Origin of the sequence: Flagellimonas sp. CMM7, from assembly GCF_021390195.1 — a bacterium.
Classification (GTDB): Bacteria; Bacteroidota; Bacteroidia; order Flavobacteriales; family Flavobacteriaceae; genus Flagellimonas.
On record NZ_CP090003.1, the window covers coordinates 124,584 to 150,442 of the forward strand.

The 25,859-nt window shown below is 37.0% G+C and carries 37 protein-coding genes and 1 tRNA gene; 20 read left to right on the top strand and 18 right to left on the bottom strand.

Translation table 11 applies throughout. The features are described 5' to 3' along the window. Window positions 1–30: 30 nt before the first annotated feature. From LV704_RS00665 to LV704_RS00675, 3 genes are read right to left on the bottom strand one after another with little or no spacing between them, the layout of a single operon-like run. Window positions 31–264, bottom strand: a complete 234-nt coding sequence (locus LV704_RS00665; protein ID WP_163423855.1) for a hypothetical protein — start codon at window positions 262–264, stop codon at window positions 31–33. After that, window positions 261–518: a hypothetical protein gene (locus LV704_RS00670; RefSeq protein WP_163423856.1), complete on the bottom strand. Its 258-nt coding sequence runs from the start codon at window positions 516–518 to the stop codon at window positions 261–263. The genes LV704_RS00665 and LV704_RS00670 overlap by 4 nt, the downstream gene beginning before the upstream one ends. Then, a complete protein-coding gene (locus tag LV704_RS00675) occupies window positions 515–868 on the bottom strand; it encodes a hypothetical protein (RefSeq protein ID WP_163423857.1) in 354 nt (117 codons plus the stop codon). The genes LV704_RS00670 and LV704_RS00675 overlap by 4 nt, the downstream gene beginning before the upstream one ends. 98 nt (window positions 869–966) lie before the next feature. Between LV704_RS00675 and LV704_RS00680 the strand changes: the two genes are divergently transcribed. After that, the gene (locus LV704_RS00680) at window positions 967–1,404 is read left to right on the top strand and encodes a hypothetical protein (RefSeq protein WP_163423858.1); all 438 of its coding nucleotides are present in this window, start codon (window positions 967–969) and stop codon (window positions 1,402–1,404) included. On the opposite strand, the gene LV704_RS00685 is transcribed toward LV704_RS00680, so the two are convergent. The 3 genes from LV704_RS00685 to LV704_RS00695 form a co-directional block, all read right to left on the bottom strand. Then, window positions 1,381–1,593 carry a hypothetical protein gene (locus LV704_RS00685; protein ID WP_163423859.1) on the bottom strand — a complete coding sequence of 71 codons (213 nt, stop codon included), beginning with the start codon at window positions 1,591–1,593 and terminating at the stop codon, window positions 1,381–1,383. The genes LV704_RS00680 and LV704_RS00685 overlap by 24 nt on opposite strands. Further along, a complete protein-coding gene (locus LV704_RS00690) occupies window positions 1,586–2,290 on the bottom strand; it encodes a hypothetical protein (protein WP_163423860.1) in 705 nt (234 codons plus the stop codon). The genes LV704_RS00685 and LV704_RS00690 overlap by 8 nt, the downstream gene beginning before the upstream one ends. A gap of 463 nt (window positions 2,291–2,753) precedes the next feature. Continuing rightward, complete coding sequence (locus LV704_RS00695) at window positions 2,754–3,101, bottom strand: DNA-binding transcriptional regulator (protein ID WP_163423861.1); 348 nt, start codon at window positions 3,099–3,101, stop codon at window positions 2,754–2,756. 304 nt (window positions 3,102–3,405) lie between these two features. On the opposite strand from LV704_RS00695, the gene LV704_RS00700 reads away from it, so the two are divergent. Further along, entirely contained in the window at window positions 3,406–3,543 is a 138-nt protein-coding gene (locus tag LV704_RS00700; RefSeq protein WP_163423862.1) for a hypothetical protein, read from the top strand. Window positions 3,544–3,652: 109 nt separating this feature from the next. Next, window positions 3,653–4,018 carry a DUF6169 family protein gene (locus tag LV704_RS00705; RefSeq protein ID WP_163423863.1) on the top strand — a complete coding sequence of 122 codons (366 nt, stop codon included), beginning with the start codon at window positions 3,653–3,655 and terminating at the stop codon, window positions 4,016–4,018. A 35-nt stretch (window positions 4,019–4,053) separates the two neighbouring features. Here LV704_RS00705 and LV704_RS00710 read toward each other — a convergent pair whose 3' ends face one another. Continuing rightward, window positions 4,054–4,890 carry a ribonuclease H gene (locus LV704_RS00710; RefSeq protein WP_163423864.1) on the bottom strand — a complete coding sequence of 279 codons (837 nt, stop codon included), beginning with the start codon at window positions 4,888–4,890 and terminating at the stop codon, window positions 4,054–4,056. Window positions 4,891–5,545: 655 nt separating this feature from the next. On the opposite strand from LV704_RS00710, the gene LV704_RS00715 reads away from it, so the two are divergent. The 11 genes from LV704_RS00715 (at window position 5,546) to LV704_RS00765 (ending at window position 9,853) form a co-directional block, all read left to right on the top strand. After that, window positions 5,546–5,878: a hypothetical protein gene (locus LV704_RS00715; protein WP_163423865.1), complete on the top strand. Its 333-nt coding sequence runs from the start codon at window positions 5,546–5,548 to the stop codon at window positions 5,876–5,878. Between the two features lies 1 nt (window position 5,879). Continuing rightward, window positions 5,880–6,251 (top strand): hypothetical protein, encoded by a 372-nt coding sequence (locus LV704_RS00720; protein ID WP_163423866.1) that lies wholly within the window; start codon window positions 5,880–5,882, stop codon window positions 6,249–6,251. 11 nt (window positions 6,252–6,262) lie between these two features. After that, window positions 6,263–6,457 (top strand): hypothetical protein, encoded by a 195-nt coding sequence (locus LV704_RS00725; RefSeq protein ID WP_163423867.1) that lies wholly within the window; start codon window positions 6,263–6,265, stop codon window positions 6,455–6,457. 3 nt (window positions 6,458–6,460) lie between these two features. After that, the gene (locus tag LV704_RS00730) at window positions 6,461–6,811 is read left to right on the top strand and encodes a hypothetical protein (RefSeq protein ID WP_163423868.1); all 351 of its coding nucleotides are present in this window, start codon (window positions 6,461–6,463) and stop codon (window positions 6,809–6,811) included. An 11-nt stretch (window positions 6,812–6,822) separates the two neighbouring features. Beyond that, complete coding sequence (locus LV704_RS00735; protein ID WP_163423869.1) at window positions 6,823–7,332, top strand: hypothetical protein; 510 nt, start codon at window positions 6,823–6,825, stop codon at window positions 7,330–7,332. Window positions 7,333–7,570: 238 nt separating this feature from the next. Continuing rightward, window positions 7,571–8,041, top strand: a complete 471-nt coding sequence (locus LV704_RS00740) for a hypothetical protein (protein ID WP_163423870.1) — start codon at window positions 7,571–7,573, stop codon at window positions 8,039–8,041. Beyond that, entirely contained in the window at window positions 8,038–8,523 is a 486-nt protein-coding gene (locus LV704_RS00745; protein ID WP_163423871.1) for a hypothetical protein, read from the top strand. Before LV704_RS00740 ends, LV704_RS00745 begins: the two co-directional genes overlap by 4 nt. Before the next feature lies 1 nt (window position 8,524). Then, the gene (locus LV704_RS00750; protein WP_163423872.1) at window positions 8,525–8,872 is read left to right on the top strand and encodes a hypothetical protein; all 348 of its coding nucleotides are present in this window, start codon (window positions 8,525–8,527) and stop codon (window positions 8,870–8,872) included. A 7-nt stretch (window positions 8,873–8,879) separates the two neighbouring features. After that, complete coding sequence (locus LV704_RS00755) at window positions 8,880–9,086, top strand: hypothetical protein (RefSeq protein WP_163423873.1); 207 nt, start codon at window positions 8,880–8,882, stop codon at window positions 9,084–9,086. Window positions 9,087–9,101: 15 nt separating this feature from the next. After that, complete coding sequence (locus LV704_RS00760; protein ID WP_163423874.1) at window positions 9,102–9,647, top strand: GIY-YIG nuclease family protein; 546 nt, start codon at window positions 9,102–9,104, stop codon at window positions 9,645–9,647. Beyond that, complete coding sequence (locus LV704_RS00765; protein ID WP_163423875.1) at window positions 9,644–9,853, top strand: hypothetical protein; 210 nt, start codon at window positions 9,644–9,646, stop codon at window positions 9,851–9,853. Before LV704_RS00760 ends, LV704_RS00765 begins: the two co-directional genes overlap by 4 nt. Here LV704_RS00765 and LV704_RS00770 read toward each other — a convergent pair. Then, window positions 9,834–10,928, bottom strand: a complete 1,095-nt coding sequence (locus LV704_RS00770; protein ID WP_163423876.1) for a tyrosine-type recombinase/integrase — start codon at window positions 10,926–10,928, stop codon at window positions 9,834–9,836. The genes LV704_RS00765 and LV704_RS00770 overlap by 20 nt on opposite strands. A 117-nt stretch (window positions 10,929–11,045) precedes the next feature. Continuing rightward, window positions 11,046–11,119 (bottom strand) — tRNA-Arg (locus LV704_RS00775). Window positions 11,120–11,322: 203 nt separating this feature from the next. On the opposite strand from LV704_RS00775, the gene LV704_RS00780 reads away from it, so the two are divergent. Continuing rightward, window positions 11,323–12,312, top strand: coding sequence for an aldose epimerase family protein (locus LV704_RS00780; protein WP_163423877.1), 990 nt, complete (start codon window positions 11,323–11,325; stop codon window positions 12,310–12,312). 51 nt (window positions 12,313–12,363) lie between these two features. Here LV704_RS00780 and LV704_RS19960 read toward each other — a convergent pair whose 3' ends face one another. Together LV704_RS19960 and LV704_RS00785 are read right to left on the bottom strand one after the other, a co-directional pair. Then, the gene (locus LV704_RS19960; protein WP_255695573.1) at window positions 12,364–12,573 is read right to left on the bottom strand and encodes an SUMF1/EgtB/PvdO family nonheme iron enzyme; all 210 of its coding nucleotides are present in this window, start codon (window positions 12,571–12,573) and stop codon (window positions 12,364–12,366) included. A 5-nt stretch (window positions 12,574–12,578) separates the two neighbouring features. Continuing rightward, entirely contained in the window at window positions 12,579–13,520 is a 942-nt protein-coding gene (locus tag LV704_RS00785; protein ID WP_255695574.1) for a formylglycine-generating enzyme family protein, read from the bottom strand. A 440-nt stretch (window positions 13,521–13,960) separates the two neighbouring features. Here LV704_RS00785 and LV704_RS00790 point away from each other — a divergent pair, with 440 nt between their 5' ends. From LV704_RS00790 to LV704_RS00805, 4 genes are all read left to right on the top strand, one after another. Beyond that, window positions 13,961–14,542, top strand: a complete 582-nt coding sequence (locus tag LV704_RS00790) for a Crp/Fnr family transcriptional regulator (protein WP_163423878.1) — start codon at window positions 13,961–13,963, stop codon at window positions 14,540–14,542. Between the two features lie 97 nt (window positions 14,543–14,639). After that, the gene (locus LV704_RS00795; protein ID WP_163423879.1) at window positions 14,640–15,326 is read left to right on the top strand and encodes a hypothetical protein; all 687 of its coding nucleotides are present in this window, start codon (window positions 14,640–14,642) and stop codon (window positions 15,324–15,326) included. Window positions 15,327–15,344: 18 nt separating this feature from the next. Further along, the gene (locus LV704_RS00800) at window positions 15,345–15,764 is read left to right on the top strand and encodes a DUF6326 family protein (protein WP_205597918.1); all 420 of its coding nucleotides are present in this window, start codon (window positions 15,345–15,347) and stop codon (window positions 15,762–15,764) included. Continuing rightward, the gene (locus LV704_RS00805) at window positions 15,761–16,747 is read left to right on the top strand and encodes an NAD(P)-dependent alcohol dehydrogenase (RefSeq protein ID WP_163423880.1); all 987 of its coding nucleotides are present in this window, start codon (window positions 15,761–15,763) and stop codon (window positions 16,745–16,747) included. The genes LV704_RS00800 and LV704_RS00805 overlap by 4 nt, the downstream gene beginning before the upstream one ends. A gap of 1,047 nt (window positions 16,748–17,794) precedes the next feature. Here the strand turns inward: LV704_RS00805 and LV704_RS00810 are convergent. Together LV704_RS00810 and LV704_RS00815 are read right to left on the bottom strand one after the other, a co-directional pair. Beyond that, entirely contained in the window at window positions 17,795–18,418 is a 624-nt protein-coding gene (locus LV704_RS00810; RefSeq protein WP_163423881.1) for a transposase, read from the bottom strand. Window positions 18,419–18,479: 61 nt separating this feature from the next. Next, a complete protein-coding gene (locus LV704_RS00815; RefSeq protein ID WP_317164659.1) occupies window positions 18,480–19,082 on the bottom strand; it encodes a transposase in 603 nt (200 codons plus the stop codon). 556 nt (window positions 19,083–19,638) lie between these two features. Between LV704_RS00815 and LV704_RS00820 the strand changes: the two genes are divergently transcribed. After that, window positions 19,639–19,869 (top strand): (d)CMP kinase, encoded by a 231-nt coding sequence (locus LV704_RS00820; protein WP_163423894.1) that lies wholly within the window; start codon window positions 19,639–19,641, stop codon window positions 19,867–19,869. Here the strand turns inward: LV704_RS00820 and LV704_RS00825 are convergent. The 5 genes from LV704_RS00825 to LV704_RS00845 all read right to left on the bottom strand — a co-directional run bounded on the left by LV704_RS00825 (window position 19,787) and on the right by LV704_RS00845 (window position 25,859). Further along, window positions 19,787–21,040 (bottom strand): erythromycin esterase family protein, encoded by a 1,254-nt coding sequence (locus tag LV704_RS00825; RefSeq protein WP_163423883.1) that lies wholly within the window; start codon window positions 21,038–21,040, stop codon window positions 19,787–19,789. The two genes, LV704_RS00820 and LV704_RS00825, sit on opposite strands and share 83 nt — an antisense overlap. 105 nt (window positions 21,041–21,145) lie before the next feature. Beyond that, window positions 21,146–23,248 carry a serine hydrolase gene (locus LV704_RS00830; protein WP_163423884.1) on the bottom strand — a complete coding sequence of 701 codons (2,103 nt, stop codon included), beginning with the start codon at window positions 23,246–23,248 and terminating at the stop codon, window positions 21,146–21,148. Between the two features lie 79 nt (window positions 23,249–23,327). After that, window positions 23,328–24,152, bottom strand: a complete 825-nt coding sequence (locus LV704_RS00835; protein WP_163423885.1) for a DUF4097 domain-containing protein — start codon at window positions 24,150–24,152, stop codon at window positions 23,328–23,330. Between the two features lie 4 nt (window positions 24,153–24,156). After that, window positions 24,157–25,017 (bottom strand): hypothetical protein, encoded by an 861-nt coding sequence (locus tag LV704_RS00840; protein WP_163423886.1) that lies wholly within the window; start codon window positions 25,015–25,017, stop codon window positions 24,157–24,159. Window positions 25,018–25,052: 35 nt separating this feature from the next. Further along, window positions 25,053–25,859, bottom strand: a complete 807-nt coding sequence (locus LV704_RS00845; RefSeq protein WP_163423887.1) for a HEAT repeat domain-containing protein — start codon at window positions 25,857–25,859, stop codon at window positions 25,053–25,055.

Consider the following 25,859-nt stretch of genomic DNA (forward strand, 5'->3'; position numbering starts at 1 on the left):
CAATCAGTAATAATATTGTTGAGTACACTATCATGCTTCTTGGTTTTGTAGCTCTGTAGAAGTTTTTAGATAAAAATTCTGGCAGATATTCAAGGTTTCCCGTAGCCGGTACTCAGGGATTATTCCCCTCGATATCCAGTTTGATTCTACTGAATGGGTGGACATGCCGAATGCCTCGGCTATTATTGCCACCAGTTCTTTTTTCTTATCAATCCCGAATTCATCCTGAACCCTGGCGATTATTTTAAGTATGTTCTTAGTCATGCTACCTGTAAATCTGATTTTGTTAATTTCAATCCCCATTTATCTTCAGCTTTGTTCAAAGCTTTTTTAAGGCCTTCACTACTTGATTCGACTTCTGAATTGTACAACCCTATTGCATTGTCAATAAAAACATAGTTCTCATTGAAAGGGGTGTAAACGTACATGTTGAGCGATACAATATTTGGTTTCATTTCTGGACGTATTTGGTACTTGAACACGCCACTTCCTGAAAAGTTCTTTAATATTGGTTTCATAAGAATGATTTTTTGATTTTGTTTCTAAGGACTTGTTTATATGACTCAGGGATATGTATAATATCTTCTTCTCCCCAAAGCTCCAGTTCACCGACCCAAACAATGTTTTTACCGTAATTGATGGAAGAGACTTTCAAGCGACATCTTATAAGGTGTTCTCCCAGATCAATGTCCTCTTCCTTGTTTTCGTAATAAGTAATGGTGTCTCCCGATTCTGTGAAGTCATGTTCCCACTTTAAGTCAAAAGTTGGGATCTCAATGTTCTCAGCATTAAATGCTTCCCCAACCAAAAGGCTTGTTCTTGAGTCAATTTGTTGTGGTTTTGTATGGGTGATTAATACTGATTCCATTATATTTGATTGCTTTTGTATTATTATTACAATACGAATATAGAACTTTTTCTATTATAAATAAAGTTTTTTCTAATTATTTTATATATTTTTCTACCGTGAAAAAAGACACGATACATAGACTGGATGAAATTAGAGAGCATAACAAATTGAAATCCAATGACTTTGAGAGAAAACTTGGATATTCTAATGGAGCTTACGCAAAAGCATTTAAAGCTAATGCCTCAGTAAAAGATGATATTATTAGAAAAACGTTAGAAGTTTTTCCTAAAGTTAGTCTTAGATGGTTGGTGCTTGGTGAAGGGGAAATGGAAGGATCGGATTCTAATATATTAGTGGACCCTAAAAATCTTAGTGAAGAAGAATTAATTGATATAATAAATGTTATTGATCTTAATCTTGATAGGTTTTCTGAAAACAAATATTTTAAGAGAATAGTTACTGAACTGCAATCAAAAGACTTTGAATTAAAAATACAGGAACAGATAAAAGGATTGCAAGAACAGATTAAGCTAATCGGTAAGAAGAGTCTTTAAATGAATCTTTAGTATTTCTCTTTCTAATAGAAGTCCGGTAATTTTATCCTCACCTTCTTTTTTCCTTTCTTCTTGACGTTCTTCTATTTCACGCTCAACCTTATCAATATATATTGATTTAAGCTCAGGACTGAGATACTGAGATTTCTTTAATTTTTTGAGATATTTTTTATCCCCGTTCTTACTCATTTTCTATTGCTTCTTTTACTAGTTCCTGAGTCTTACTATCGTATTGTCTTTCTTTGATTGAGTTAATAAATCCAAGTTTCTTTACATCAAAATGCATGAAATCAAATAACTTAACGATGGTCAACGTTTGTCTTTCCATCTTAAATTTATGCCACATTAAAAAAGTCACTATTGCAATTGATATTAAAGTGGTGGAGAGTAATATACCCCACCAATAAGTCTGAATAGGATAGTCTTGAGCATTCCAGAATACCCACACTATTTCATATAGTGAAATTGAGTAACAAAATATTTGGAACACCACCAATGAATTTTTTAGCAGTCCTTTATCAGGCTTTACTAATAAAACAACTATAATAGAAATCGCAATCGACAAAAAGAGATACACTATCCTTATCCCAAAGGCCACTAAGAACACTCTTAATGTTTTGAACCCAAAAATCCTTGATGCATCAACTTTCTTATCGTAAAGAGCTTCATTGATTTCAAGTTGTTTTTCTCTTGCTAGTAGTATTTCATCACTGCTTGCAATATATTCTTCTGCTTCAATTTCGTAATTATTGTATTGTGTGCGCAGATTCGTTAATTGAGTATTATATTTCTCAATATCCTTATCTAGTTGCTTTGAGTAAGCAACCACTTCTGCATTTTTCTTAGGAAGATAGATATGTATTAAAGGGGCAGCAGCTATTGCCACCCCTAAAAATAAGATGATAATAGAAAAGATTCTATTTGTCCGGCTCTTCGTCCTTGTCGCTTGCGAGTACATCTATTAATTCGTCTTCTTCTGCTGTGTCATTTGTACATGAAACAAATCCTAATGTAAATACTGACATCAATGCAATTAAAAATACCTTTTTCATTCTGAAATAATTTAAAGTTATACGTACTTTAAATTACCTCATATCCAAATACTTATAAGTTCGGGGGGAATAAACTTATCAATGTTTTATCTACATAAAGTGCCGTACAATGTATATGAAAATATTAAAATTGTAATGCACGAAAACCTTAATTTTTTTGTGTTTTTCCCTTGTTAAAACTGGGAATTTTCTACAATTACTTCGATTCTTATTTAATTTATGCCTTTTATCACAAAAAACAGCGCAAACTAACCATTAATAGCTGTCCGTTCTATGATATGTCTCATATTGATAATACTAGTATTTCTGCATAATCCTTTTAACGTCACTTTCAATTATATTGATACACAATCTATAAACAGATGACACTTCATCGGTTATCATTGAATTACTTTCATTTTTCTTTTGCTTAAAAAGCTCTAACAATTCACTTTTTAAACCTTCAATTGGATTGACCATCCGATTATCATTGAACCCATGTTTTTTAGCTAATTCTTTTATTCTTTGAATTGTCTCAATGGTAGGTGACGTTTTGTCCTTTTCATAATTTAATAGTGTCCGTCCAGTAATATTCAACTCTTTAGCGAATTCAGGTTGAGACATATTTAAAAATAATCTTACTTCTTTAATATCGCCTGGTTTCATCAAGTTAGTTTTTTGGTACTTCAATATAGTGTTTGTTCCTGTATTTGTAATTACATTCTTTCATCTTTATAATAGCGTTCTTACGTCTTTTCGTTGTATTGTTCGTTATTGTCGTTTATCGAAATTGTGGGTTAAAATTGTAATATTTTATGGTTTTCTTCGTCTTATTATGTACATATGCGTCTATACATATAGCTACTTTGGTATGTATTTTGTGTTAGTTTGTATGTGTTTATAGTTGTTTATAGCTATTTTTTACTAATTTTGTATTGCAATACAATTGTGTTGCACAATTAAAACTAAAATGAAAAAAGCCACCGAAATAAAAGCCTCTAACAAGGTCGTTCAGTACTTCTACAGAATGATGGAGGAGAAGCGTGAGCAAAACAAAGAAGTCAATCGCAAAATAAAAAGCGGGGAAATCACCGTTGCCGAGCAATAAGATATACCAATATCAATTAGCGGAGGGGGTAGATTACCCTCTTTTTTTATTCATTAGCTCTACTCAAATCACCTATACGGTTCGCTTGAATAGTTTTCCATATAAATTTATGGGGATACCTATTATCAGAAAAATTAGCGTTTCTGTAAACTGCAAACAACTACCTCCTCTTGACCCAAAAGTAGGGCCAACAATTTGTCAAATTCTAGAAGAATACACAGCTAATCATCCGGATGAACTATTGACATATGTTTGCGATGACCTAGATGGCAAAGGGCATCAAAGACGAATTAAATTCTTACGTTGGTACGAACATCATAGCAACGGTTCGCTTTTGGCACTGCCACAAGAGATAAAGAGTGAAGACCAAACCATTTATACTTGCCTGATTTTTGATCCTAAAGTTTACAACGAACAACATATCCAAACAGCCTACGAAGAAGAAATAAGCCTTCTGGAGACTGTGAAAGAATAATTACAATTTCAAAGAACGTTTTCGTTTATAGTATGTTATTTTCCTTTTCCACCTCTTTTTGGGTCACGGATCAATAGATTATATTTTTCCTTATCGATAGGGTTTCCGATTACGCGTTCTTTCCATCCTTTTTCTGGAGGCCAAGACACACCTATAAGTTCCAGACCTTTTTTTGAAAAACCTCCCGCTTGGGTCTTTAATGTCTCTATCAGCCCGTATGTTATTAATACTTCGTTATCTCCAACTAGAGTCGTTTGTGTTTCGGGTACAATCTCTTTTGATTTTTTAATTTCTATAGGCACTGCAACTGATGTAATTGAATATTTAGATTGTATCCGTCTAAGTAGGGAATCCCTGTCTTCGTTCTTATAACCGCCCCGTGTCCATCCTGAAAACTCCTTAAACACCTGTTCCCACAAAGGGTTGATTTTTTCAACCGATCCAATTTCAATATTGGACGGGTCGCCACCTGAAGCAAGTACGTCAACAAACTCGTTCATATCATTACCGGAGTGTCCCTTCACCCACACCAACTCTACATCTTGGTGGTTTTCATAAAGAATCTTCCAGATATCCAAGTTTTTTATCTCACCCCCTTTTTTCGTCCACCCCTTTTTTTTCCATCCGTGCATCCATGAATTGAATCCATTAACAACGTATTGACTGTCACAATGTATTTTAATCGGTAGTGATGGGAATTCGTATTTTGCGTATGCTATAGCCTCTGAAACAGCCGTCATCTCCATTCTGTTGTTTGTGGAATGTTCAACTTGTCCTGCTTTATATTCTTTTTTATTCAGAGCAAATGCCCAACCTCCCTTTCCAGGGTTCGGGTCACAGCTTCCATCTGTCCAAATTTCAATTTCATTCATTTTTAGTTGATTTTTGAAAAGAGCCATCCCCTTTGGTAATACTCCCTTTCCTTCATTTGATTGTAAGACAAATATTAAGAAAAAACAGTAAAAACCATTCAAAACCTATAAAAAGGTTGTTTTAGCGTTCGTGAAGTACCCCATTCTTCAACGGAGCGAGACTTAAGTATTGAACCAATGTCGCTGGTTACAGGCTCGGGCATTGCCAGCATTGCTCATCACGTCAACTGTATTTTATAGGCCTTTCCATACTTTCCTTTTTCAAGAGTGCCTATAAATGTTGTTTGAGTTTGGGTCTAACCATTGTAAACACCCGGGCATTAAAAAACCCCTTGCGAGATGATGGCTCGAAGGGGCTTCAAAAGGTTTCCCGTCTAGGATTTACCTTGATTTTTTCCTATCGCCCCATCATAACGACAATACAAATATATACTTTTTTCTAATTTAAATAGATTTTTATTTCTTTTTGATAGATTTTTTTCTATCTTAGCTTCATGCAATCATGCTAGGGGCATGGAAAGATGAAAAGTTTTTTGGTTGGTTATTTAGTTCAAGCCCCTTTCTCCCCTAGAGTCAGGGGCTAACTTTTTCTCTCCCTGAAGCAATGTGAGAGCCGATGGGAGGGAAAATTTAAAAGGGTAATAAAAAACATTATATGTATCAAACGGATAGAAGTCAAAGAAGTTTTTTAAGAGAACTAGGGAAGAGGCAAAGGGGTCAAGGGAAAATCTCCAGATTCAGTAAAAGACAAATGGTGGTCAATAAAAAGACCGGAGATACCAAAGAGATAAGACATACGGGAATCCCATTTGCAACTTCTGGCTCAGCTTTAAAATTCATGGCTAGGCACGGCATACGTCCTGGAACTATCATTACAAATGGATGGAATCCGCCTAAAGGACTAGCTCTAAAAGTTGAGAAGAACAAAATCAAGACCAAAACAAGTTCCCTTTCCAAAAAGCAGAGGGATATAGTAATGTCACTTTAAAATGAAAAAACTGATCCTAATATTGATCATTATGTCAAGCTGCTCAAAAGAGGAAACCTATACAGCTAATTTCTGTGGTGGATATGCATTGCCCGAATACAAATTTTTGGGAACAATGGTAGAGATAGATGTAAACGGGGAAACAATAAGAAGAGGGGTATATCCGGTAAGGGGTGGCATCTACAGTGAGCCTTTTGAACTTCCCTTGGGAAAGAACGAGGTGACACGTATAGAGATTTTCGATGACGAGGGGCATATCGTGTACCATGTAAAGGATTCGTCACAGCAGAACGCATTGAACGGATTGGTGTTGACAACGGTTCCCTTTACACAATTATCGGGGAATATAGTAGCGCAGATATTTAGAAACTAAAAACCGAAAAGATGAAAATAGATTTTAACCAAGTACAAGATATTGAGATTGATGGAGTAGATACAAAGGACTATCCCGATTTCTGTGATGCTTTTATAGCAAGATGTGACTATAAGGGTAAAGAAGCAACTGAAGAGGAACTGGACGCAATCAACGAACAGTGTGATAACATACATGAACTGGCATACGAAAGCCTAATTGATTAAATCATGGAAACAACTATAAAAGAGTTTAAGGGGACAAAGGGAGAATGGACGAAAGTTATAAAAAAACTTAAGGAGCCTCTTGATTATGCCTCTAAAACAAAAATTTTATCTGGTATAACATTCGATAAAGTTGTTTGTACAATTAATGCAACACACTTAAAAGAAGGGAAAGCAAACGCACAATTAATAGCGTCATCTCCAATAATACTTAAAGAATTAAGTAAAACTAATGATCTTCTTATTGAACTATTAAGCAAACCCAAAATAAGGCAAAATGATGAGTACTATAGGTTATCCATCAAAACACGATTAAAAATAAATGAATCAGCAATATCCTCCGCTTTAGGAGAGTAAAGAAAAGAACTATGGGATGTGATATACATATGTATGTTGAGTACAAGAAAAAAGAGACTGCCCGAGATTATTGGTGCGGATTCGGTAAAAGAATTAATCCAGGTCGGAATTATTGGATGTTTGGTATCCTGTCAAATGGGGTTCGAAGCGAACAAGAATATTCATTTGAAGCTAAAGGACTTCCAGAAGATATGTCATATGCTTCTAAGTGGGATAGTAGGTGCTACATAAGTGAAGATGGTGAAGGAGAAGGAGAATGCACTTTGGAAAGCGCATTAAAATGGAGAGAGTCATATGGTTGTAAAATCTATTTCAGAAATGAAGAAGCATATGCATGTGATGATCCAGATTGGCATTCACATTCTTGGCTAACACTGAATGAATATAAAAACGCCTTGGAAATCTATAACAACAAAGAAAATGCAGTAGAAGAACCAGAGTACGAGGCTTTGTTATCAGCTATGGAAAAATTAGCGGAATTCAACAATAGGGTCAGAATAGTGTTCTGGTTTGATAACTAACCCACCACAACAAAAGAGTAAAGAACAGTAATATGGAAACAATCATTTTTAATCTAATCCTAATAATAATATCAATTCAGATACTGGCATTATTAATTTGTTTTTATCTGCTTTACCGCAATGAAAAAGTTGAAAAGTTTTGCTTTAAAATGATTGTAAAAGGGAAGTATGAAGAATTACCTCCTTATTCCACGATGCTCTACAGTTTAAAACCATTAAAGGAAAAATATTGGATAAAATGAAAAAGACAAACACCATACTAACAATACTTGCTATACTGATTTGGGGATTGTTCTTATCATTGACGGCAAGGGCGCAACTAATAGAATTCGGAACTACTTATAACGAAACAATAATTACAGGTGATTTCGTATCAACATTAGGGGGTAGTTTTCCTCAAAACACAGGTCATTGCGAATCAAAGACACAATACGGAAAGTGGGAGGATTCAGAAACACAATATGTAGCTAATGAAGGTTACGATGTTCACGAATGGGCATACGATGAAAGAAAGTCGCATCACTCGAATACAGTACTAGCTTGCTTGAATTGCTGCTCAATACCAGAATATTCAATTACACAGAATAGAGTATGCAAAACTTGCGGTTGGCATCAAGATAAAACCGATTGGGTGTTACATGGATGGATTTTCCCTCCACCACCACCAAAAACATCTTATGAAATAGTAATGGAAAGGATAAAGCAATGAAAAAACAACCATACATATATGCACCACTATCAATGCGAAATGCATACGTATTGTTCATCTTTTTATTCTGTTCATTATTCGCAAGCGCACAACTACATATTGCAGGGGGAACGGCAGACCTAGAGGAAGATGGCCCTATACTCGCTTGGAACGTTGGCTATACCCATTTCGTAAAGAAAGTTGGTTTCGGGATAAACTACAGATTGACACATTCGTCCGTTGTGAACCACTACACTTTAGAAGCACTTACAAAGTACCGGATAGGAAACAAAAAGTACAGATTGAATCTTGGCGGTGGTTATGGATGGAAACATGAAACAGGGGAATTCAACCCACTTGTACATATCAGGAACACTTTCAATATAAACGGTGTATGGATGGGAATGGACGTGGACAAGGTATTAGGTGGAAGGGAAACCTACTATTTGTTCGTAGTGAACATTCCTTTTTTAAAGAACGATAACAAACCTAGATTTTTTTGATATGCAAATACTTAGAAAATTAGAAGTAAAAATTAGATATGTTTTATGGGCAATTTCACAATTGAAGCATCCCACTTCTTACGATAAGGTCAAACACCAAACAGGAGAATTCATCATCAAGTATGGTAATCCTAATTGGATTTTCGTAGCATCACATCACGGTAAGAAACAATTTAAATCAACAGAATTTAAAGTAATAAGAAGTAGGTCAAGGGATTGGAGAGTATTTAAAGAGAAAATGAAATTTCAGTTAGGCTATTGGTATAATATTGATTATCAAAACCCATTGTTTTCAAGAATATCCTATAAGAATAGTGACAACATTTATTTTCAAAGAAAGTATGAGTAATTCTGTAATGAGATACTTCATAATCCTTTATGAAGGAAAATTGGGCAAGGACACTTTTAAGGGAAACATAAGCTTGGAACACAAAACCTATCCCAACCGTGATTTAATAATAAAAGAAATAGAAGAACTCTACGGATACAATTCAGTATTTATAAACGATATAAAGGAATTGGTACTGGAGGATTATGAAAACTGGAATGCTAAAATAGTTTAAAGCACTTACAAAGGAATGACTAGAGAGGAATTCATAAAGGCACAATTAGAGGCATTGACCATTTACGATGCCATGAATAAAATGATGAATGTTCACGAATGTGCAAAGTTCTTGAATTGTCATCCAGATACCGTTAAAAATTGCATTAAGTCTAAAAATAAGCACAATAAGATAATAGCTTTCCATACTGTTGAAGAGGGAATACAAATACCAAAATATCAGTTTTATAAAGAGCTATTAAATTCATGGGGTTATTATGAAGAACCAAACTATCCAAATGGGGTTAAGCCCTATAAACCTATAAAAAAGAAAACCTATTTAATGCTAGAGGCATCAACAGGGTTTTGTAAGATAGGTATCTCAAAAGACCCAAAAAGACGCGAAACTACCCTTCAGTCTCAAAAACCAGATATCACCTTATACGCTACTTCTGATAATAAAGTAGAAAAAACTTTACATATTAAATACGATTCAAAAAGGGTTAGAGGTGAATGGTTTAATCTTAGTGGACAGGATATTGAAGATATTATTAAGGAACATTCGTTTAAAAAAGTTAATTGAAATTTTCAACTGACATACCGCCATTACATAGATTGAGGAATGAACAAATGTTTGTTTCCAGTGCAAGAGCTGCCCGTATTATTGGTAAGTCTGATAGGTGGGTAAGAGATAATAGACATCTATTTTTAATAGATGAACAAGGGCGTAATTTTAAGTACGAACTATCCTCCGTTCTGGAATATCATTTTAAAGAGCTATTATCTTAGCATGTGCTTCATCCTGGACAACTTTAGGAAATTGATTCGTATAAAGACTTGTGGTAGTCTTGAACTTATGACCCACAATCTGCCCAACAATCCTTTCATCAATCAATAGATTTTGTGCCCTATCAATAAAAGTATGCCTAACGTTCTTAGGTGTAAGCTCCACAGTTAAACCAAGCTTTTTACATACAGGCCTGAACCTTCTGGAGAAATTGCTTCTAAACTCACGATAAATGTATTTATGTATTGGAACGAAGTAATCCTCTTTATACTTATCAATGATAGCTTTTGCCTCCGGCAGTATGATATTTGAACAAAAAGCTTCTGAATTCCCCTTACCTCTGTTAAAGTTCACCCTATCCCCTACTATGTTTTCACTTTTCAATCTTACCAATACTTCCAGATCAATACCTCCTAGATAGAACATCAACAACCAGCAATCACGGTAAAAAGCGGACATACCTTCCAATTCAGCATTCACAAGTATTTTAATATCCTCTGTAGTGGCAACCCTGTTTTCTTTGTCCGGTATCTTTATGGTTACATTAAAAGGGTTTGGCTCATTGCTGATGCTGTTCCATATCGCTTTTAAGGAACGTTTATAAGAATCAACCCCTCTTGGACTCCTGTTCTTTAATTCGTTCTTAAAATACTTCTCCACTACTTTTGAAGTTACCTCGTGCATTTTAATATCAGGGTTCTTTTTGCAGAATGATTTCAAGGCGCTGGCCTTTGTACTGTATTTATCAATGCCTTCAATTCCCATTTCAAAGAATGAATCGGAGCTTTTCCGAAACAACATTGAAACAGCATCTTCTATTGTAAGGTTGGTTCTGGTGGATTCAAACCCGATTTTACTTATCTTAGACTTAAGTTCTTCAATGTACCGGAACAGATTGTAGTAATCGGGATGTTTTTTATTTGGTTCAGAAAGTTTTTCGTTCCAGTGATTTTTTTCTGTCCTGTACCCCGTTCTCACCTTTTTTTCACCATAATTTGAGGTAATATAGATGATAATCGGGTGTCCATAAGGGTTCAACGCCCTTTGGGACTTGTCTAGTTTAATGGATAGCTTCATTTTGGTTTCGAAATAGTTTCGGAAATATTTCCCAAAAGGTAGGGATTCTAGGAAATCTATTCAAACCAATTAAATACATAAAATGCAAAAGCCCCGAAATACAGGGCTTTTAAGGTGTGATCGCAGCAGGATTCGAACCTGCGACCGTCTGCTTAGAAGGCAGATGCTCTATCCAGCTGAGCTATGCGACCTATTTTGCGGGTGCAAATATACAATTAACATTAATTAATGTCCAATTAAATAAAACCAATTATTAAAATACATCCAAAAAAAAATTCTACGACTTATTTGAACTATCATTTTTAAAAACCAAATGCCTAAATATGGTTATCTTGAAAATTTTATAACTCTTCTCCTTTAATAAAATCTTGTTCTATTAAAATTTAAATCTACTATGTTAGAAGTTGTATCAATAAGCAATTCAAACGGAGCGCAATTGGAAATTTCCAACTATGGAGCCACCATACTATCTTTAAAAACACTAGATAAAAACGGGAACCTTGTAAACGTTGCTGTTGGACTTGAATCACCAGAAGAGTATACCAAGCAAAGTCATTTGGACAGTCAACTATTCTTGGGTGCTATTATTGGACGATATGCAGGTAGAATCTCTGGAGGGGCAATTACAATAGAAAACCAAGAATATCCAATTCATAACCAAAATGGCGTGCACCTGCATGGAGGAAAGCAGGGTTTTGATAAAAAGTTCTGGAATATTGATCAGGTGACTAAGCATATAAACCCATCAGTTAAACTGTCATATTTAAGCGAGCATTTAGAAGAAAATTACCCCGGAAATCTCAATGTTTCAGTAGTCTATGAATTAATGGAATCCAATTCCGTAAAAATAACTTATCAAGCTACTACGGATAAAACCACACTGGTCAACTTAACAAACCATTCATACTTTAACTTAGATGGTGGAGGAAGCATTCTAAAACATTGTTTACAGGTTCATAGCGATTCCCATATAGAAGTAGACCAAAAATTACGTCCTACGGGCAATATAATACCCTCGGAGAATACCCGATTTGATTTTAATCGCCAATCACAAATTGAGAATTCAAACTTTGTTGGTCTTGACGATACGTTTGTCCTAAAACAAACTCCATCCAAAGTGGCGACACTTCTATCCAAATCTAACGGTATTTATATGAATGTTTACACAAATCAGCCCGCTATGGTGATTTATACGCCAAAATCTTTCCCAGCTCTTAATTATTATTCCCGTAGTGGTTATGATAAGTTTCCTGCTATTTGTTTTGAAGCTCAAAATTTTCCAGATGCTCCAAACCACCCTCATTTTCCCTCAAGTGTATTGAAACCAGATCAAACTTATTTGCAAGAGACCATTTTTGAATTTAAAGTTGAAAGTGATTTGTAAAACCTACTTAAAAACCTCTTGTATTTTTCAAAAATAATCATATTAAGGTAATCACTCTCCCTTGGTTTGCCCCTGTAACATTTGAGCGGTGACTACAGTTCTAAATCCCAAGTGTTCTAGTGATGAATCAATACTAGTAGCCATTCGCGCCGAAACCCTATAACTTGCACAATAAGACTCACTACATAAAAATGAACCTCCTTTCATTACTTTTTCTTTGGCATAGGGATTCTGTTGGTTATAGGGAGAAATTGCTCCCATTGGGTTTAAGGGCACTTTTTTAGCGTTGGCCTGTTCTGGTAGTGATGAGTGTTGTACCAATCGCTAGTCCATTCCCATACGTTTCCTGCCATATCATATAAACCTAGACTATTGGGAGCATATGATTTTATTGGTGCACTTCCTTCAAATCCATCTTTTTGAGTATTTTCTACAGGAAACTCTCCTTCCCAAGTATTTGCATTTTCACCTAAAAGCGAGATATCATCGCCCCAGAAAAAAATGGAATTTCTTTTATCTCCCTTCGCTGCCAATTCCCATTCCGCTTCGGTGGGCAGCCTTCTCCCTGCCCAATCGCAATAGGCAATAGCATCCTCAAAAGAAATGTGTACTACAGGATGATGGTCTTTTCCCTTAATGGAACTTTCGGGACCATATGGGTGTTTCCAATTTGCTCCAATGGTCCACCTCCACCATTGCGAAAAATCATAAAGATTGGGTACTGAATTCTTAGTTTTTTTGAAGGTTAGTGACCCAGGCTTTAGAATGCTATCATGTGGCTTGGGCGTTCCATCTGGTAGCTGTTTTCTCATCTCTTCCCAATCAATTTCCCTTTCTGCCACAGTGATATAATCTGTTTCTTCCACAAATCTTCTGAACTCTTTGTTGGTCACTTCGGATACATCCATAAAAAAACCATCCACGGCAACTTTATGTGCTGGCCCTTCATGATTCATAGCCATTTTGTCTTGGATAACTGCGCCTTTCGTAAATTTAGCTCCAGGAACCCAAACCATACCTGTAGGAGTTTCCATTCCTTCAGGAATCTCCGTGTATGGGTCTCTTTCAATATTATTAGAATCTGATTTCTCTATTAATTTTGAATTTTCACCCTTGCTTTCTTTTACACCTTGCTCTTTGCAACTCATTTGAAAAGTGACCAAAACGAAAATTGCTAACCATGATGTATACGTAATAAACTGTTTCATTTAAGGTTGGAATTTGGAGACTCTGCAGGTTGTTTTGAGTTTTTTTTAAATATAAATAGAACTATTATAACGAAGGTCTTAAAAACAAAAAACCTGCCAATGAAAAGATTGGTCACAATAGAAATTTACCTAAACATCAAATGATTTAGTTATTAATATTTCAAGGGGAGCTGTGTTGGGGCAGGCACTAAAATAAGGATATTATCACCTTGATTTTCAATATTTTAAATTGCTAATTTATGGCTTTACACCTCTTTACAATTTCTTTGCTAAATAAACACAAATGATGTAGTCAAATATGAGTAAGATTTATTTGGTCCTTCATTATACTTAAATTTGTTTTATTCCATAATTAACCTCAATCTGGCAATAAACATTTACACTCAAGAAGTTCGTTACTAATTGCAAATCGAAATCGGTGCCAATTAAAAGATAAATCAATGGTCTTAAAAGAAAAAATAAGAGCTCTTATCAGCAAATTTCAAATATTGAACAAAGAGGAAGTGGAAATTCTTGTTGAAAAAACTGTTGTGGATTCATTTAAAAAAGATACACTCTTGCTGAAAGAGGGGCAAATTCCAACAAAGTGCTATATGGTGGTCGAAGGCTGTGTTAGAGAGTATTTGATAAAAGATGGAGAAGAAAAATCTACAGCTTTCTTTATGGAAGGCGATACATTCACACCTCATTCGCATGATAGCAAACCCTCAAAACATTATTGGGAATGTGTTGAAGATTGTATTTTAACCATCAGCAACAAGAGTTTTGAAGAAGAGATACGTGCTGCACTTCCAAGACTGGAAGCTGTTTTTCAAGAAATAGCTATCCAAAAAATAAACAAAGCCAAAGAGGAATGGAGCGAATTTATTACTTCTTCACCAGAAGAAAGATATCTTAATTTGCTCGAAACAAAGCCCCTTCTCCTAAACAGAATTCCCCAGCATCAGATAGCAAGTTATCTTGGTATGAAGCCACAGTCATTAAGCAGAATTCGAAAAAGGTTAGCAAACAAAAAAGTCTAAACCATCCTACTTTCTACTGCCAAGACGATTTTAACTTAAGTGAATGACAAGGTTGTTGTAATGACATAATTTTGTCCCAGATAAAACTTCCGTTAATATGAATGATAAGAATATATCTATTCCTGGCTTTAGTTTAATTTTCGCAGTAGTACTTATAGGTTTCAGTTTGAAAAGCTGTATATCGTCTAGAGATTTAAGCATCAAGGAATGGGAAAAACGTCAATGGCAGCTAATCAAAGTGGACAAAAATGACGAACCAACCTGGAAAGTTCATAAAAGAGAACTTGTTGGTACTAATCTCATGGAATATAAAATTGAAGGAGATATAAAATCATCTCCAAGAGAATCTATTTCTGCTTTTAAACGGGATATCCGTAATCAAGCTAATGATTTAAAAAACAAAAAGTACCCTGTCTATGAAATAGTCGATGAGTCTAAAGATAGTCTTCTCACCTATGTAATTCACAAAGAGCCTTTTCCATTTAAAAACACGGAAATGAGTGTTCGTTACTATTTCGTTCATGATTCCGAAAGTAATTTTGAAGAAGTTAGATGGAAAGAAACTTGGGAAGAAAGTTCTGTTCCCCCTCCTTCCAAAAAACTTTCTCGAGTTCAAATTTTTAGGGGTTCATGGCGTTTTTTGCCAATTCTTAACAACCAAAGTAGAGCAGTAAATATTGTCCAGTTTAACCCAAAAAAAATGCCTCAATGGCTTGTCACTCCAATGGTAACAAAATTTTTAAGAAAAGGACTGGATTACATAAGAGAGACAACTTCTAAGTAACCTTACAATTGTATACTTGTGATAAAAACTAAAATTCAACCTCAAATCTTGCTTTCAACCTTGTGGATATTTGTATTGCTAAATATGGTTTTTAGAGATTTACATCAATTCGGCAAAAAGAGTTTTATAGAAGAAATAATGACAGGAAAAGTCAATGGCATAGAGATTACAGACGAATTAATGTTGATTGGAGGATTTTTAGTTGAACTACCAATTTTGATGGTTCTTCTCTCGAGAATATTAGTTGCCAAAGTTAACAAGTGGGCTAACATCCTGGCGAGTATAATCACAATGCTGGTTTTGGCGAGTGCTTTACCCTCTGCAGATTTGGATGATCTATTTTTCTTGATCATTGAATTCCCTGCATTTTTTGCAATAATCCTTATTGCATGGGAATTACCTTCCCTTATTAAAACTAATTCCCAGTTTTCAATATGAAAGCAATAGTGTGCACAAAATATGGAACACCTGATGTACTACAGTTTCAAGAGGTAGAAAAACCTGTTGCAAAAGAAGATGAAATACTAATAAAGATCCACGCCGCAGCAGTGACCACAGCAGGTCTTATAGGTCGAAAAGGGGAGCCGTTTTTTACCAGATTATTCAGTGGTCTTTTTAAACCAAAAAAAAATATTCTGGGAATGGAGCTGGCCGGTGAAATTGAAGCCATCGGTGAAAACGTAAAATTATTTGAAGAAGGAGAACAGGTTTTTGGACTCACGGGAATGTCCCTTGGCTCAAATGCTGAATATAAATCCCTATCAGAGAATGCCGCTGTAATCAGAAAATCGTCCAATACCGACTATGTGGAATCTGTAGCTGTTATTGAAGGGGGGTTAACGGCATTGAACTTTCTAAATAACAAAGGGAAAATCCAACGCGGACAAAAGGTCCTTATTTATGGTGCTTCCGGATCGGTAGGAACCGCTTCCATACAGCTGGCCAAATACTTTGGTGCGGAAGTTACTGGGGTCTGTAGTACAGCAAATATTAAAATGGTTAAACTTTTGGGAGCAAATACTGCCATAGATTATACTAAGGAGGACTTTACCAAAAACGGCCAGACCTACGACATTATTTTTGACACGGTAGGTAAACAATCATTTTTTCGCTGTAGAGATTCGCTCAAACCACAAGGAGTATATCTTGATGCCGCAGGGATATCTACTATTTTTCACATGTGTTGGACTTCATTGTTCAGCCGCAAAAAAGCCATTTTAACAGCAACCTATATGAGACCAACGAGTGTGATCAAACGGGATCTAGCTATCTTAAAAGAGTTGGTTGAAGCAGGGGAAATAAAGCCGGTAATAGACCGATGCTACACACTGGAGCAAACTGCAGAGGCCCATCAATATGTTGAAACAGGGCGTAAAAAGGGAAATGTAGTTATCAAAACAAATCAAGATGTCGGTAACTAAAATATCTCGACTTACACTGAAATTGGTCGCTATCAAAAAAGCAACTTATTGGAATAAATTGGCTAGTCGGACTTCATATAGCGCGGCGTTAGCCAACATTAGAATAAAAAATAATCTATACCACATTTTGTAATTGAATGATCTGAAAATATCATAAAAACAAAATCACCGAAAGAAATTATTCGGAAAGTATATGATATAGTAGAATCAACTTAGCCTTTTGATAAAGGAGGGATTAAATAACGAAAAGAACTGATAATCAATAAACAATAGGGGTTTGATATTCTCTGTATGGAGGTTCGGGGGGATGATTTTTCCGTTTTTTTGCCATTGACCAGCATCATTACTTGAGCGTCCTAAATCAGGTTTAATAGCTTTTAATCGAATAGTTCCAATGGGTTCGTTAAAAGACGTTGGGCGGTGGAATATTCAATAACATTGAAAGCGTGTGGGTAATTTGGTCAATGGTATGTTTTAGTTACGCTTTCACCGTAAGAAATTTGAACATTAAAAACCACAAAAATGCAATAGGACATCATTAAATATGGTCTCAAAAGGACATAAAAAAACCAGTAAATATTTAATTTACTGGTTTTCATGCAATTAGAGTAATTTTTTTTGTTTGTTACCCTATTGGTCGGGGTGGCAGGCTTAAAATAAGTGACATACCACATTGATTTTCAATATTTTACCGTACTAATTTAAAGCTGTACACCGTTTTGCGATTTTTAAGCCAAATAAACACAAATGATGTAACTCTTTATTGTATAAAAATAAGAAAACAAAGTTTTAAAATCAAAACCAGTTAAATCAGTGCATTTCTTTTTTCCAGTCCTATAAAACGTATGTGGCTGTTGCATAAGTCATCCGTGTGCAGGATATTGATTCGAATAGGCGGTTTTTATAGAATCTTCAGAAGAACCGGTTTTGGTTGGATTTGGGGATAAAAAGCGGTCAGGTTGACTTGTAGGGTGTCCACAGAGGTCCTTAAAATGCCAATGGAGGGTTTCCTTCCCCCTTTCTTAAGGTACTTTTTCAAGTTGAAGGCTATCGCGGCCATGAGCATGACTTGTGGGCACCGGCCTTGCCCAATACGCCTATTTTCCTCAGGCCATAGAACTGTGTCAGGCTGCCGAACACTGGCTCGACCGTACTTTGCCTGAGTTTTTTCATTTGCCTCCCCCTTTCGCTGTGCTGCCGGGCATAGGCCCTCAGGTACGGTTCGTCATATATCGTTCTGGTGATACTTTTGCATTTCTTTTTTGGCGCACATTGGGGTTTCATGGGGCAGGCCTTGCAGTCCCTCGGTGCCGCCCAGTAGTTTTTCAGTACGGTGCCGTCCTTGTTGGTACTGAACCCCTTGAAGGGCAGCGGTCTGTCCATCGGGCAACGGTACTCGTCCCTTTTTCTGTCGTAGGGAAAACCCTCTATCTCAGGTTTGTACTTTCCGAAGACGGGTATCCATCCGGTGACCTTCCTTTGCTCGAGAAAATCGTAGTTGGAGCCGTTGGAACAACCCGCGTCCGCCAGTAAATTTGTCATTATAAGCTCGCTCTTCCCCAAACGCTCCTGCACCCTCAGGCCGATGTTCTTCAGGTATTGGCTGTCCCTGCCATCGGCAAAGTCCGCCTGGATGTGCGAGATGACCCCTTCCGCCGTATCCACAGACATGCTGCAACGGTAGTTGAGCTTTCTGGCCTTGCCCGGTTTTACCGATATGCGGGCATCCGGGTCATGGGGGTTGTAGTGTGTCTTGTTGCTGAGCAGTCGTGCTCTCTTGTGTGATGCGCCAGAGGGGCGTACCGGACTTTCCCGAAGGTTTCGGTGGTGCTTTTCCATGCGCTTCAGCTCGTGTTCGGGTGCGGTGATGTGCGGGGGAAACAGTCTTCCCATCTTTTTTCGTGGCTTCCCCGTTTTCTTCCGATACTTTTTTCAAGTGGTCGTCCATGGGTGTGGCCGGCATTTTCGGCACCACGCTTTCCATGGATGCGTTGGCCTTTATCGGGGCCGAATCCACCGCCTGGGTATGGCCGGACACCATCCCGCTCTCGACGCAAAGTGCAAATACCTTGTTGAAGAGTTTCTCGAAAAGGGATTCCGGGTAAAGTTGCCTTGTCCTGCTGACCGTTGAGTGCCATGGCAGTTCCTCGTCAAGGTCATAGCCTAAAAAATAGAGCACGTCCATCCGCATGCTACAGTGTTCCAACAGTTTTCGGTCGGAGGTGATGTTCTCTAGGTATCCCGTGATCAAAAGCTTGAAGAAGACCACGGGGTCAATGGACCGGTTGCCCGTACTGCCATAAAGTTCCTTCGTGTCCCTATAAAGAAAACTCAGATCAAGTGTCTCGCGGAGCCTTCTTTAAAGGTTGTCCTTGGGAACACGGTCCGACAGCCTGAAGCTGAGGAACAGTTTTTCGGTGTAGCTTTTTCTGCCTTGCATACCATAAGTTACCGATTTCCCGACGCTTATGAGAGCAAGAATCGATGAATATCAGAGTTGTGCAACAGCCACGTTCGTTTTATGAAACATCGATCTCTGATTATTTCTTTGATTCGGACAAGCGAAACCCAAAGGGTTTCCAAGCGGAATTTTGAATATATTGTATTTCTATCATTTGTCCTTACCAAAGGTGCCACACCAAATTCTGGAATCAAGTATACTTCTTATATGGTCCTAGGGATTTGGTCCATTGGCATTGCTTCACAACTTCAAAAATGCTCCTTCTCATATCATAAATCCCCTATTCAGTGAGCTTCAGTAATCCGACCTATGTGAGATGTTCTAATGATAATAAGTAGCAACTTAAATAGCTTTAAGTAGGCAATGATATAAGTGATGAAATAACTAAAGATAAAATTTGGAATGATCACGCTTACTTTTAGAAGAAGTACTGGAAAGCATTAAGAAAAGGGATTTTATAGATTCCATCAGAGAAGTTTCTCCATTACGCACGGTGGAAGAGGCCATGGATTTTGACAATAGTGATATAGGTCTGGAAGAGCAGTTTGAGCGCACGCATAATCATGCACATAGGGTACTTACTCCTGTACCGCAGGAGTTGTCGTCTCTATGTAGAAGAGTCCATCAAAAATATTGGGTAGTACTAAAGCTTGCTCACTGAAATTAACTAAGCGGCCCTTTTGCTTTAGCCTTAGTAAAGAACTTTCTTCAAGATTTGTCAGGTCAATAAAGGCATAAGGCCAATCCAAACTTTTTATGGACTGTTCTATACTTACCTTGGATGGTTTTTTTATGGTTACTTTTTTATCATTCGCAAAATTGATAAACTCTCCGTCAAAACCAGTGAAACCAACAGCATACATTTCATCTTTGAACTCGTTTTTAAGAAAATGACCCATGGGCAGTACAGGGTTCAAACCTCTTGCGATATGAAAGTTATGGGCCCAGATAATAACCTTTTTGTCTTTATAAGTGTTATTCAACAACCAACTCATATTGCTTCCCATTTGTCGGTCCCTATCCATATCCGGAATATCTTTCCAGTATCTTTTGGCTTGGGATTCAAGGCTGTTTAAAATTTGCCTCCAAAAACCAGGATTGTCAAAAATAGCTTCGGTTTTAGGCTGATATTCATCAATTTCAGCTTTAATATCACTTAGTACTCCATAAAATGAAGTTTTGTCCTCAGTGGTTACTTTTCTATTCATCCCTATGATATCCGCAACCTTACTTTCAAAAACTTCCCATGATTCTTGATTTGGAATATCGGACCTGTTTTGTTCCAAGAAAATTTGTAGGTTGGAAACCAAGTTGTTTTTCGACTTTTCACCGGTATGTTGACTATCCATTCCGCAGAATAACAGGGGAGTGGAACCTTGTAATTGTTCATCCATATAACGAAAAAGAGGTTTGACCTCTGTGCTTGTGGCATACATATAGAACATACTACCCAAGACTTCGTCTTCCATTTTTTTTCCGGTAGAGATGTTCATCCCTATTTCAGCACAATCATACATCCCACTTTCAAATGCCATGACCTCAAAACCCATTTCCTGGTTAAGAAATTTAATCAACCTGACTTTAGCTGAATAAGTAGACCCGCCCCCATGCGATTGTTCTCCCAACAACACAATTCTTGCATTTCCAATTATATCTTTTAGCGCTTTTAGGTCTGAAAAATCGGTATCCTCAGGTGAAATGGATTTTACTTCGACGGCATTATCAGCAATAATGGCATTTAGGGCCTGCGAATTGATTTTGTCTTGACAAGATGAAAATAGGAGCAAATAAACAATGCTTAGATAAGATGAGGTTAGACGTAATTTTCCCATGAAGTTGATTTTAAATATTTGATGATGACAAGATTAATTCAATGTTTGTAATATCTTATTTATTAGTGTTTTAATATTTTTGATTCGATTCACTTACTATTTAAATCAATATTCTCCCAATATCAAAAATTTTCCAAGGGCCTCGTATGCTAAATTACCTCCAGTATTGCTATTGGTAAAAATAACATATCCCATTTCCAAATCTTCGTACATCATAAACTGACACTGAAAATCCCCATTGTTCCCATCATGCCCAAAAGCTCTGCCATTGGAAGATAGCTCATGGTATATTCCAAGCCCGAAATATTCCTTTAGGTCATTTTCATCGTCAGAGATTACGGTCTGTATCTTAAAAAAATCAGAATAGGTTTTTGGTTGCAGGCCTTTTCTTTTGGAGAGGGCCAATATAAAATTGGTAAAATCCAAGGCCTCAGTGTACATGCCGCCAGCCATGCTAGGTTCCTCTGAAACTTCAACCTTTTTGGGCAATCCATCTAAATGACCATGTGAGACCGACTCCAACAGATGTTTGCTTTTTTCAAAATGAGTGTTGTCCATTTTAAGTGGAATCAAGACTTCTTCTTTTAATATCTCATGGATTTTCTTTCCAGTAATATGGACAACCACTCGCTTTAGGTATTCAAAGCCTTCTCCGGAATAACCGTATGATGTTCCCGGGGTAAATTTCAAATCAAACGTTCCATCCTTTTGGCGAGTAGGCCAATTGGGAAAGCCCGTTTGGTGGGAGAGTACATACCTGGCAGTTATCAATTTATGCCGTTCATCATGCTCGATATCTGGAAACCTCAAGTACTGGTATAAAGGCTTGTCAAGGTCAATTATTCCTTTTTCGGCCAATCTACATACAGTGAACCCAAATACTGGCTTGGTAAGCGAGGCAGCCTCGAAGAGTGTATTTTTACTAACCGCTTCGTTTGTGTAGCTATTCATTTGGCCATAGGTATTATGATAAACGACCTTTCCTTTTTTTATCAAAGCAAGGGATACTCCCGGGATTTTATAGTAGTGACGGTAATCCTCAATAAACTGGTCCACTTGAGCTTTTTTATCGCTATCAAAATTATATAGGAGTCCTTTTTCTGGAAACGACATAGGGGGTGGAGCCTTTGATAATTGTAAGGGCTGCGATTGGGTCACCCGATTTTCCTTAACCTTACATGTGATTCCCGACTTTTCCCTATTAAGCATGTACACTGATTCTCCTTCGCGGAAAAGACTGTTGGTCAATGATACTTTGTATCTATCCGCAGGTAGTTTTACAGAATACATTCCTAGCGAATCCACAGGTACATCCATCCAAAGAGAGGTTTCCAATAATGAAGTGATTCTAACTTTTTCAGGAAAATGGGATATTGTAGAATCTTGCCACTCCAACTGTCCTTGCAATGTTCCGAGAGCTTTATCTGCCAATACGAGGGTTCCCAACCTTCCCGCCGTCCGTTGCTTCCACATTGTTTCCCCCCACATTTTTAAAGAGAAATTTTTATGGCCATCACCGTCCTGGTCAAAAATCAGGTAATCCAACCCAAATGATTTCTGATTTTTGGTTTCTTCGTCCAATTTGATTTGGTACTCGTACACTGTCTCGGAATCATATCGTTTCATGGCCATTTTTAATTTAGCTGGATCAACTTTGTCAAGATTGGGATCCCAGCTTCCTAAAGATATAATAGGGTTTATGCCTTGTTCGGCTATTTGATAGATAATAGCTCCGGAACCATTTTCTGCATGATTTTCATCCAAGAGTAGTTGGTGGCCGTCCTGTTCTGTCAGTGGTGAGGGCCATTTATCATTTATAATATGGGACTCATCAGCCACCATTACTGCAAAGTAAAGGGAATGTTGTTGTTTGTTATACCCAACCTTAAAACTTGGAGTAAAATCTTTTTCGTCTCTTGGTTTGTCTCCATGACTATGTTCAATAGCATATTCCATTGTCTTTTCCGGCCAATCGGAAATATCACCATCCAAAACAATATTATCAATTGGATAAGCATAAGCAACCTGGGAGGATTGGACGGATTCCATTTCGTTATTGATATTTTCCGAACAGGAGAAGATGAGAACCATCATTCCCGAAATGAACAAAAAATTCAGCGTTTTGGCTTTTGTATATGAAAACCCTTTATAAAACCCCAGAGATATGGGCTTTACCAAGTGTATCAATAAATGAGAAAAAGAAAACATAAGCCTAATTTTATTTTAGTTTGAAATTCGATTAGCTCTAGATTTTTAAAGAGCCCTTATCAGCAGTAGCAACGTGGACCTATTGAGATTTGATAAGAATGTTGCCGTTCAAGGTTCTGAACAGTATTTGTGGTCCGCCCTTATTGATTGTTCCAGTAATCCATTTTTCTTGCTTCCGTTTTCTTTTGGAACGCCCTGAAGATTTTTTTTTAGTTTTAGCGGGAAGTGAAGGGTTCTTTTTGAATCTGCCGTCAAAACCGATAAATACCTCACGGGTTTCAGACCATGCTTTGATATTGGCATCAAGACTCTTAGGAAAGGTAATGTCCAAAGTTCCGTTCAAGCTGGTAAAGGCCATATCTACGCCTTTGGTCACCTTTAAAAAATTAACCGTGATATTCTTATTACGGGCGTCCACTATTGCAGAACCGCTTACATCCTTCAAAACAATGGCCCCATTGCGATTGCTTACTACCAATTCCCCGTTCACCCTTTCAACCAAGATATCACCATCATTAATAGCCTTCAGGTCCAATGAGAAGTTCTCGGGCACTTTGATTGTATAATCCAATTCCGGATTCCCCTCTTCAGATGTGATATGGACATTATTATTATATTCTCTCACTATAAATTCCATAGGGTTTGAACTGATTCGGCTCAAGCCCATAGTCGTTGAATCTCGGGATTTCACCCCTTTCCCAGTTGTTTCGATGATGACATCCTTTCCCTTATAACCGATTACCTTTATCGATCCATACAGTATGCTCATCACCAGTCTTCCAGGTTTATCACTGTTGCTCAACGCAATGGATTGTATTTCTTTCTGTCCATTTTGGGCCAAAGCCCCTATGGACATCAACAGAATTCCGATTAATGTTCCTATTTTCAACCTATTTTGCTTCATAAATCTAGTCTCTTAATAATACATCTCCATTGAGGACATGAAAGTCGAGTTTTACACCTCCCTTGCCAATCTTAAAAGATTCATTGTGGTGCTTGCGACCTCGTTTCTTTATATTTTTCCGTTTCGTATAATCTGATTTTGAAGTTTTAAAGTTCGTATAAATGGTCCCTTTCAATCCCTTAAAAAGAACATCTGCATTTAAGTTTTCTTTAAAGGTGATATCGATATTACCATTCAAAGTATGGTAAGATGATCTTCCATCCGGATTTGTGTAATAGTTTATGGTAATATCCTCATTATGCGCATTCACTTTGGTCTTCCCAGAAACATTGTCCAGGGTTATCGCCCCTTTTATATTGTTGGCAATAATTTCATCTCCAAATATATCCTTGACAATAATATCTCCATTAGTAATAGTAGTAGCTTTTAAATTGATGTTGTGTGGCACCTTGACCTTAAAGTTCAGCATGTAATCATATCTATTTAGGCCACTGTTTCCATTCTCATTATAATTGATTCGTCCACTACTTAGTTTAAAATCGGTCCACGGAGAATCCAGATAGACATATATGTATTTCCCCTTTTCTTCAATACCGAGGTTTATTTCGTCAATTCCCAGTTCCAGGGCATCTTGGTTTTTAGCCGTGATGATTTTTTTTATCTCCATTTTAATGTTCCCCCCATCATAACCTTCTATGTGCACCTGTCCTTTCACATTCTGTAATACAAAGAAATTCACTTTCGATTTATTTTCAATAGTCAACTCCTTGAATATGGTTTCCTCAAATTTTTGGGCCTCGGTTATGTTATGGAGCAGGATTACCACCAATAAGAAAGGCAATTTTATACAACTTATTTTTTTCATCTTTATCTTTGTTTATACCTTATCATACTTCCGATTCACATAATGGCGGAAATCGATTCCTGAAGTTTTTGTTTTACAGATTTATCAGTAGTGCTTTTTTTCATTAGTTGTTTCATAGGGTCAATAGCGCCTCTTTCCTGCAATTCTACCATAAGGTCAGCTAGCGCTATCTGAATCAATGGTGATTCTTGCCCGGTAATCGACTTCACCAAACCTAATCTCACTTCTGGGTCTTCGGCATATCCTTCTAGGGATTCGACTGCGGCTAAACGGACATTCGTGTTCGGGTCATTGTTCAGTGTCATAAAAAGGGCATCCACTACCGAGGCACTTACCTCGACCATTTTGGCAGACTCGTTAACGGCCTGCAACCTTTTATGAACTGAAGGTTGGTCCAATAAGGTCAAAACAAATTTTTCTCGTATAGTCTCAACTTCTGTTTGTTCCACCATAAAATCACCTGCCTCCTTATTCGTATTCAAATAATGTCCACATAATAGTCCTATAGATAATAGCCCTATACTATACGCCAATTGCGGTTTCCATTGCTCCAAAAAAAATGATCTAACCCAATCTTCCAGATTTTTGAAAAAGTTCTTGTCCTTGCTGTTATTGTTTCCGATTTCCGTTTGGAGCATTTCATAAAATCGCTCATGCATCTCTGTTGAAGGATTTGGCAGATTCATATTGGCAACATCAGTCCATGTGCCGTGGAGTGCATCAAACCTTTTCTGATATTCGGGACTCACTTTTAAAACGTTTTCGAACTCCTTTACTTCATCAGCATCCAATTCTTTTGATAGATACTTCATCATTGTTCTTTCAAATGTGTTCTCCTCCAT

Coding starts and splice junctions, on each gene's coding strand:
- LV704_RS00720 (WP_163423866.1), top strand. CDS start 5,880: ATGAAAAAACTGATCCTAATATTGATCATTATGTCAAGCTGCTCAAAA.
- LV704_RS00805 (WP_163423880.1), top strand. CDS start 15,761: ATGAAAGCAATAGTGTGCACAAAATATGGAACACCTGATGTACTACAG.
- LV704_RS00700 (WP_163423862.1), top strand. CDS start 3,406: ATGAAAAAAGCCACCGAAATAAAAGCCTCTAACAAGGTCGTTCAGTAC.
- LV704_RS00840 (WP_163423886.1), bottom strand. CDS start 25,017: ATGAAAAAAATAAGTTGTATAAAATTGCCTTTCTTATTGGTGGTAATC.
- LV704_RS00715 (WP_163423865.1), top strand. CDS start 5,546: ATGTATCAAACGGATAGAAGTCAAAGAAGTTTTTTAAGAGAACTAGGG.
- LV704_RS00755 (WP_163423873.1), top strand. CDS start 8,880: ATGAGATACTTCATAATCCTTTATGAAGGAAAATTGGGCAAGGACACT.
- LV704_RS00750 (WP_163423872.1), top strand. CDS start 8,525: ATGCAAATACTTAGAAAATTAGAAGTAAAAATTAGATATGTTTTATGG.
- LV704_RS00740 (WP_163423870.1), top strand. CDS start 7,571: ATGAAAAAGACAAACACCATACTAACAATACTTGCTATACTGATTTGG.
- LV704_RS00695 (WP_163423861.1), bottom strand. CDS start 3,101: ATGAAACCAGGCGATATTAAAGAAGTAAGATTATTTTTAAATATGTCT.
- LV704_RS00735 (WP_163423869.1), top strand. CDS start 6,823: ATGGGATGTGATATACATATGTATGTTGAGTACAAGAAAAAAGAGACT.
- LV704_RS00810 (WP_163423881.1), bottom strand. CDS start 18,418: ATGTCTGTGGATACGGCGGAAGGGGTCATCTCGCACATCCAGGCGGAC.
- LV704_RS00685 (WP_163423859.1), bottom strand. CDS start 1,593: ATGAGTAAGAACGGGGATAAAAAATATCTCAAAAAATTAAAGAAATCT.
- LV704_RS00785 (WP_255695574.1), bottom strand. CDS start 13,520: ATGAAACAGTTTATTACGTATACATCATGGTTAGCAATTTTCGTTTTG.
- LV704_RS00845 (WP_163423887.1), bottom strand. CDS start 25,859: ATGGAGGAGAACACATTTGAAAGAACAATGATGAAGTATCTATCAAAA.
- LV704_RS00730 (WP_163423868.1), top strand. CDS start 6,461: ATGGAAACAACTATAAAAGAGTTTAAGGGGACAAAGGGAGAATGGACG.
- LV704_RS00790 (WP_163423878.1), top strand. CDS start 13,961: ATGGTCTTAAAAGAAAAAATAAGAGCTCTTATCAGCAAATTTCAAATA.
- LV704_RS00725 (WP_163423867.1), top strand. CDS start 6,263: ATGAAAATAGATTTTAACCAAGTACAAGATATTGAGATTGATGGAGTA.
- LV704_RS00830 (WP_163423884.1), bottom strand. CDS start 23,248: ATGTTTTCTTTTTCTCATTTATTGATACACTTGGTAAAGCCCATATCT.
- LV704_RS00795 (WP_163423879.1), top strand. CDS start 14,640: ATGAATGATAAGAATATATCTATTCCTGGCTTTAGTTTAATTTTCGCA.
- LV704_RS00745 (WP_163423871.1), top strand. CDS start 8,038: ATGAAAAAACAACCATACATATATGCACCACTATCAATGCGAAATGCA.
- LV704_RS00675 (WP_163423857.1), bottom strand. CDS start 868: ATGGAATCAGTATTAATCACCCATACAAAACCACAACAAATTGACTCA.
- LV704_RS00710 (WP_163423864.1), bottom strand. CDS start 4,890: ATGAATGAAATTGAAATTTGGACAGATGGAAGCTGTGACCCGAACCCT.
- LV704_RS00760 (WP_163423874.1), top strand. CDS start 9,102: ATGACTAGAGAGGAATTCATAAAGGCACAATTAGAGGCATTGACCATT.
- LV704_RS00780 (WP_163423877.1), top strand. CDS start 11,323: ATGTTAGAAGTTGTATCAATAAGCAATTCAAACGGAGCGCAATTGGAA.
- LV704_RS19960 (WP_255695573.1), bottom strand. CDS start 12,573: ATGGGAGCAATTTCTCCCTATAACCAACAGAATCCCTATGCCAAAGAA.
- LV704_RS00665 (WP_163423855.1), bottom strand. CDS start 264: ATGACTAAGAACATACTTAAAATAATCGCCAGGGTTCAGGATGAATTC.
- LV704_RS00835 (WP_163423885.1), bottom strand. CDS start 24,152: ATGAAGCAAAATAGGTTGAAAATAGGAACATTAATCGGAATTCTGTTG.
- LV704_RS00770 (WP_163423876.1), bottom strand. CDS start 10,928: ATGAAGCTATCCATTAAACTAGACAAGTCCCAAAGGGCGTTGAACCCT.
- LV704_RS00670 (WP_163423856.1), bottom strand. CDS start 518: ATGAAACCAATATTAAAGAACTTTTCAGGAAGTGGCGTGTTCAAGTAC.
- LV704_RS00825 (WP_163423883.1), bottom strand. CDS start 21,040: ATGGGAAAATTACGTCTAACCTCATCTTATCTAAGCATTGTTTATTTG.
- LV704_RS00705 (WP_163423863.1), top strand. CDS start 3,653: ATGGGGATACCTATTATCAGAAAAATTAGCGTTTCTGTAAACTGCAAA.